Genomic DNA, 6,514 nt, shown 5'->3' on the forward strand with positions numbered 1-6,514 from the left:
TCGAATCGGTGAGGGCGGATGCCGCATCACCCTTGCGCAGGTATCGAACGTGTGTTCGAATGTATGCATGCGGTGGAGCGGGCAGGAACTCACGACGGAACAGGCGGGCGCGCTTCCCGGTCTTGCCCGGCTGAACAACCTGGTGCGGAGCGTGCGCACCCCCGAGTTCGCGGGGATCACCTTCCACGAGATCCTGGCCAAGTCCGCGCTCAATCGGGTGCCCGGCCAGAGTGCCATGCCGTTCGGCTGGACGATCAACCCCTACCGAGGCTGCTCCCATGCGTGCACATACTGTTTTGCCCGCAACACGCACACGTACCTCGACCTCGACGCCGGCAAGGACTTCGACAACGAGATCATCGTGAAGGTCAACGTCGCGGAGGTTCTCCGCAAGGAGCTCGCCAGGCCCGCCTGGGAGCGCAACGCCGTCGCGCTCGGCACCAACACCGATCCCTACCAGCGTGCAGAGGGTCGCTACCGGCTGATGCCGGGCGTCATCGCGGCGCTCGCCGACTCCGGCACCCCGCTCTCGATCCTCACCAAAGGCACCCTGATCCGGCGCGACCTCGATCTGCTCGTGGAGGCGAGCACGCTCGTGCCCGTCGACCTCGCCCTCTCGATCGCGATCTACGACGACGAACTGCAGTCAGCAGTCGAGCCGGGCACGCCATCCACGGCGGCGCGCCTCGCCACCGTGACCGCCATCCGGGAGCGCGGCCTGCGCTGCTCCGTGTTCATGATGCCGATCCTGCCGTTCCTCACCGACACCCGGGCGCACCTCGACGACGCCCTCCGCCAGGCGAAGGCTGCCGGGGCCTCCGACGTGATGTACACCGCGCTGCACCTGCGGCCGGGGGTGCGCGACTGGTTCATGCAGTGGCTCGCGAGGGACCACCCCGACCTCGTGCCCCGCTACCACGAGCTCTACGGTCGTAACGCCTACGCACCCAAGGGCTACCGGCAATGGCTCGCGCTCCGGATCAAGCCGCTGATCCGGGCGCACGGGCTCGAGCACGGGCTCGAGGATCCCGTCACCGGAGGCGTCCGCTCCCGCGCGCTCGCCCGCCCCGCGCCCACCGTCCCTGCGTTCCCTGGCCGGCCCGTGCCCGGCCCGGGGTTGCTCATTGCGGGCGAGCTCCCGCCTGAGCTGCACCCGACCCTGTTCTGAACTGCGGCTCCGCACAGCGGATGCCTCGCTGCGCCCCCGCCCCGGCTGAGGTGTCGCAGATCGACGTTCAACGCCCACGCGAACCTCGATTCGCGACCGTTCACGCCAGAAGGGCTCCACCGGATGCGATAATCGACGGAGAACGGAGCGGCAATGACCCTAGGCCTCCCCGACCATCTGGTCGGCACCTCGGTCGGGCGTGCCCTGGCCCAGGCCACGCACTGGTTCGGCCTCACCTGCCTGGTCGGTGCCCTCGTCTCGATCGCCGTTCTCGGCATCAGCCACCCGAGCGCGCAGATCGGCGTGAGCCTGATCGGGATCCTCTCCATGGCGATCCTCCTCTTCCTCCTGTCCCGCCACCGCACCGTGCTGCTCTCGGTCGCCTACCTTCTTGTCGGCTCCGTCGTCACCTACGTCGTCAGCGTCACCCTGCTCGGGCTGCCCGAGCTCTTCCACAGCTCGGACGTCTTTCTCGTGTCCATGCCGAAGATGGCGCTGCTGATGGTCGGCGGCGTCGGAACGGGCGCCCTCGTGGGCGTACTCTGGGGCACCGCCGGCTTCATTCTCGCCGAAACCGTGACCGTCCTCGCCGCCCTCGAAACCGGGGTGCCCTATCACCCCGATGCGTTCACGGTGTCGACGTACCTCTTCCTCGTCGGGGTGATGCTCGTGAGTGGCCTCGGCCGGCGCAGGCACCGTCCCGTCCAGCTCGCCATGCACCGGGCGCTGCAGGAGGACCAGTCCCGGCTGCTGCGGCACGAACTCGACGTGCGCGCGGTCGCCCTCAGCCAGGACACCACGCTCAACCAGCTTGTCGCGCTCGTGCACGCCCACCCCGGGCCACTCGGCCCGCACCTGGCCGCCGGCATCCGTGAGACCGTGGACACCCTGCACGGCACCAGCTGGCTCACCGACTCCGACGAGCGACTTTCCGGACCTGACGGCTGGCTCGACAGTGCCGTCTATTCCGCGATCGAACGCTGCCGTGACCGCGGCCTCGTCGTCGAGGTCACGGGGGAGCGCGCCGCCCTCGGCCGCCTCGACGCGGTCGCCGACCGCGAGCTCGGCCTCGCCGTGCAGCAGTGCCTGATCAACGTCATCCTGCACGCCGGCATCGTCTCAGCCGAGGTCGTCATCGAATCCACCGACCGCGATCTCTCCGTGATGGTGATGGATGCCGGCCGCGGCTTCACGGAATCGGAGACCGGCGCCGACCGCCTCGGCCTTCGCCAGGCGGTGCGCCGCCGCATCGAGCGCCTCGGCGGCTCTGTCACGATCATGACCCGTCCCGGTGCGGGCACCTCCGTGCTCCTGACGGTGCCTGCGCCTCCCGGGGACGCCGTCGAACGGCCCGGCACCGGTGCGGCAAGCGGCCCGGCATCCGATCCGGCCGGCGACACCGCGAGCGACGCCGGGATCGGCTGGCCGCTATGAGCCGCAGCTCCCTGACCCAGCAGCAACTCGATCCGCTCGGAGCCCTCGCCGCGTGGCCGCTCGCGCCGGCGATCGCCGCGATCGTCACGGTCTCCGCAGTCACGGCCACGATCACCCAGGCCGGCCAGACCGGCAACGCGCTCCTGGGCTCCCTCGCGATCGCGGCCGTCACCCTCGCCGCGATCCTGCTCGTCCTCGCCTCCCGCCCGAGAAACGCACCGTTCCGCGCCGCCGCACACGTGGCCATCGCCGTGCTCGCCCTCGCCGCCTACCTGCTCGAACAGGCCTCCCGCTGGAACCACAACGCCCTGATCCAGGACGACTTCGGTCCCGTCGCGATCGGCCTCCTCCTGCTCGGCCTCGCCCCCTACCGGCCGTGGCGCCAGATCGCGGCCTCCGCCGGGGTCCTCGCGCTCGTCGTCGCCGCTGTGACCTGGGTGCAGGCGCCCTTCCACTCCATCGACGTCGCCCCCGTCGTCTTCGCGGCCGTCGCGGTCACCCAGGTCCTCGCTCCCGCGCTCGCCGGGGCCGCATACTCCCGTCGCCTCGTTGGTTCACTGCTGGCCTGGCAGACGGATGCCCGCCGTGCGATCATCGAGCGCACCGAGGAGACCAGGGCCCGCGTGGTCAGGGCCGTCGTCGAGCAGCAGCGCACCGAACTCGCCGCTGGCGTGCTCCCGCTGCTCACCGAGGTCCTCGAACGCGGCGAGATCACCAAGGCCGACATCACCCGGGCCGGTGCGCTCGCCGCCGACGTGCGCAAGGCGCTCCTTCGCGAGCTCGACAAGACCTGGCTCGACGCGGCCATCGCGAGGGAGCGCGCGGCACTCCTGGCCCGCGGCATCACCCCGCTGCTCGTGGTCGCCGATCCCGACCGCCGCGCCGCCGCCTTCCATACCGACCAGCGCGCCGCGACCGCGGCCCTGCTCGGCGCCCTCTGCTCGGCGCCGGGCTTCGACCCCTGCAGCCTCGTCGTTCAGGTCACCGCGGGCGACGAGTTCCGCGGCACCGGGTCCCCGCGGCCGGCCCTGACCCGGTCGCCGCTCACCACGACGTCCGAGATCCCGCTGAGCACCTCCCCGCTCCGCACGATCCCCGACCGCGGACCCCGGCGCGAGACGCCCCCGGGCGCCGGCGCCCCGGCATCCGCCCCCCGGCTCGACCAGGTCACGATCCAGGTCGGCATCGACCTGCCCGCCCGGGCCGTTCGCGCCCTGCTGCGGCCCTACCTCGGCGTCCTGCACGTGGTGTTCGGGCGGGTGCGCGTCTCCACGAGCCGGGCATCCGGTCGTCGTCCGCTCGTGACGCTCGAGTTCGACGCGGAACACGGCCCCGAACGCCGACGCGTCGCACGCCCAGTACGCTGAACTGACCCGGGGCAGACGAACGCGCCGGGTGGCGCAGAGGGGGATTCCAGGTACCGTGGCAAAACTGTACTTTCGCTATGGAGCGATGAACAGCGGCAAGAGCACGTCGATGCTCCAGGCCGCATACAACTACGAGGAGCGCGGCCATCGTGTGCTGCTCGCCAAGCCGTCTGTCGACACCAAAGGTGATCGGGGCATCCTCTCGCGCCTCGGCGTGACGCGCGGCGTCGACTTCCTGCTCACCCCTGAGACGGATGCCTACGCCCTCTTCCAGGAGCACCGCGCTCAGGTCGTCGCCCGCGACGGGCTCGACGTCAGCGCCCTCCTCGTCGACGAGGCGCAGTTCCTCACCGAGGCCCAGGTCGACGACTTGCTCCGCATCGCGATCCTCGAGAACATCCCCGTCCTGGCGTACGGGATCCGCACCGACTTCCAGACCGTCGCGTTCCCCGGCAGCCGCCGCCTGCTCGAGATCGCGCACAGCCTCGAAGAACTCAAGACCATCTGCCGCTGCGGGCGCAAGGCCGTCTTCAACGGCCGCAAGATCGACGGGCGCTTCGTCTTCGCTGGCGATCAGGTCGCGATCGACGGGGCCTTCGTCACCTATGAGTCCCTGTGCGGCTCCTGCTACCTCGAGGAGAGCGGCGGGCGCCTCGGCCATCGGGCCATGAACGAGGGGAGGGGGCGCCCGGCTGTCTCTCCAGAAGACCTCGTCCCTGGCGAGACTGCGAGCGCCCCACATGCCCCCCGGCGCGTTCCCCCGGTTTCACCCTAGGACCAGCACATCACCGTCGAAAAGCCGTCACTTCCGGTGGCACCCGAACACGCACGCCGGCGGCAGGAACACCATCCAGCTTCACCGCACCGCAGGCGCCGTCCCAGTACGGCCTGACCGAAAGTTTCTCGTGCCCAGCTATCGCATTGCCTTGATCGATGACCACGAGATCGTCGCGCGCGGTTTCGCCGCCCTCTTCGGGGCGCTCCCGGAGATCCAGGTCGTCGCAACGGTCGCTTCGGTGACCGAACTGCTCGAATCGACCGCGCAGGCCAGCCACCCGGTCGACCTCGTGATCCTCGACCTGCGGCTGTCCGACGATTCGGCCGTCGGCGACAACGTCGACCGGCTGCGCTCCGCCGGTTCGGCCGTCCTCGCCTTCACCGCGGGCGACGACGCCGTGCTGATGCGCACGGCCGCCCGCAGCGGGGTGCTCGGCGTGGTGCGCAAGTCCGAACCGACGGCGGTGCTGCTCGACGCGGTGCTCCGCGCCGCCGCCGGGGAGCCGATCCCCTCGACCGAGTGGGCTGCCGCCCTCGACGGCGACCCCGAGCTCAACGACGCCGGGCTCAGCCCGCGGGAACGCGAAGTGCTCTCCCTCTACGCGGCCGGCGCGAAGGCCCCGCTCGTCGCCGCCCGCACCGGCCTCGCCGAGGCGACCGTGATCGACTACATCCGCCGGGTCCGTTCGAAATACCAGCGCGTCGGACGCCCGGCCAACACGAAGATCGACCTGTACAAGCGGGCCCTCGAAGACGGCATCCTGCCGGTCCCCGGCCAGCCGTGAGGCGCGGCCGGCGCCCGCTCGCCGGCCTGACCGCCGCCGAGCGCCTCGCCCGGGTGCTCTATACGTCGATCGGTCCCACCGCGGTGGTGTTCTGCCTCCTCAGCCTGGGCTCCTTCCTCAGTCAGGTCTGGGCGCCGCGACCCCTTCCCGCGATCCTGATCTGGGCCCTCGTCTTCGGGCTGCCCGTCGCGCTCGGTGTGCTCTCCCGGCGGGCGTCGCTGAGGCTGCTGCGCCGGATCGCGCTCGCCGAGGGTGTCGTGTTCCTCGCCATCCTCGTCTTCTGGTTGTCGTTCCGGGCCACGCCGCTCCCGGCCGGCGCGGACATCCCCTGGGCCCTGACCTTCACCGGGGTGCCCGTCCTCGCCGTCGGCGTCGCCACCCGCGACCGCGTCGGCTGGGCCTATCTCGTCGTCGTCTGCGCGCTCAGCGGGCTCGTCCGCGCCGCGACATCGACGGATCCCCGGCCGGTCCTCGTCGGCCTCGAAGACGCCGTCTACTCGATGCTCCTCGTGGGCGTCTTCCTCGGGCTGATGATGGCGGCCCGCCGCAATGCCGTCCGGGTCGACGCTGCGACGGTCGCCACCCGGGCGGACATCGCTGCCGCCGCGGCGGGAGTGGCCCGCAGCCGCGAGCGCGTGGCGATCGACGCGCTCGTGCACGACAGCGTCATCTCCACCCTGTTGATGGCCGGCCGCGGCGGCATTCCTGCCGCGGCCCTCGCCGAGCACGCCGCCACCACCCTTGTGCGCCTCGACGCGGTCAGGGACCGCGCCCCCGGGCAGCTCGTCCCCGGCCCAGAACTGACCCGACGACTCGAAGCCCTCGCCGCGCAGATCACGCCCGACGCCGTCGTGAACTCCGACCTCGACGACCGCTCAGTAGTGACGGCCGCAGCCGCGACGGCCCTGCTCGGCGCCGTCGGCGAGGCCCTGCGCAATTCCCGGGTCGCTGCGGGGGTCGGCCTTGACCGCCCGGTGCACCGC

At 71.3% G+C, this 6,514-nt stretch carries 6 protein-coding genes; all 6 read left to right on the forward strand.

Translation table 11 applies throughout. From position 1 onward, the window contains the following. The first annotated feature begins 67 nt into the window (after window positions 1–67). Window positions 68–1,168, forward strand: a complete 1,101-nt coding sequence (locus tag QN357_RS06865) for an Rv2578c family radical SAM protein (protein ID WP_323504699.1) — start codon at window positions 68–70, stop codon at window positions 1,166–1,168. Window positions 1,169–1,321: 153 nt separating this feature from the next. Then, window positions 1,322–2,602 (forward strand): sensor histidine kinase, encoded by a 1,281-nt coding sequence (locus tag QN357_RS06870; protein WP_134558018.1) that lies wholly within the window; start codon window positions 1,322–1,324, stop codon window positions 2,600–2,602. Beyond that, window positions 2,599–3,969, forward strand: coding sequence for a hypothetical protein (locus QN357_RS06875; RefSeq protein ID WP_323504700.1), 1,371 nt, complete (start codon window positions 2,599–2,601; stop codon window positions 3,967–3,969). The genes QN357_RS06870 and QN357_RS06875 overlap by 4 nt, the downstream gene beginning before the upstream one ends. Before the next feature lie 55 nt (window positions 3,970–4,024). Beyond that, window positions 4,025–4,744 (forward strand): thymidine kinase, encoded by a 720-nt coding sequence (locus tag QN357_RS06880; protein ID WP_134449868.1) that lies wholly within the window; start codon window positions 4,025–4,027, stop codon window positions 4,742–4,744. A gap of 151 nt (window positions 4,745–4,895) precedes the next feature. Continuing rightward, window positions 4,896–5,531, forward strand: a complete 636-nt coding sequence (locus QN357_RS06885) for a response regulator (protein WP_241987385.1) — start codon at window positions 4,896–4,898, stop codon at window positions 5,529–5,531. Next, a partial coding sequence (locus QN357_RS06890) for a hypothetical protein (RefSeq protein WP_323504701.1) occupies window positions 5,528–6,514 on the forward strand: 987 nt, incomplete at its 3' end. The genes QN357_RS06885 and QN357_RS06890, both read left to right, overlap by 4 nt.

The organism is Cryobacterium sp. RTC2.1 (genome assembly GCF_035018685.1).
Taxonomy (GTDB): Bacteria; Actinomycetota; Actinomycetes; order Actinomycetales; family Microbacteriaceae; genus Cryobacterium; species Cryobacterium glucosi.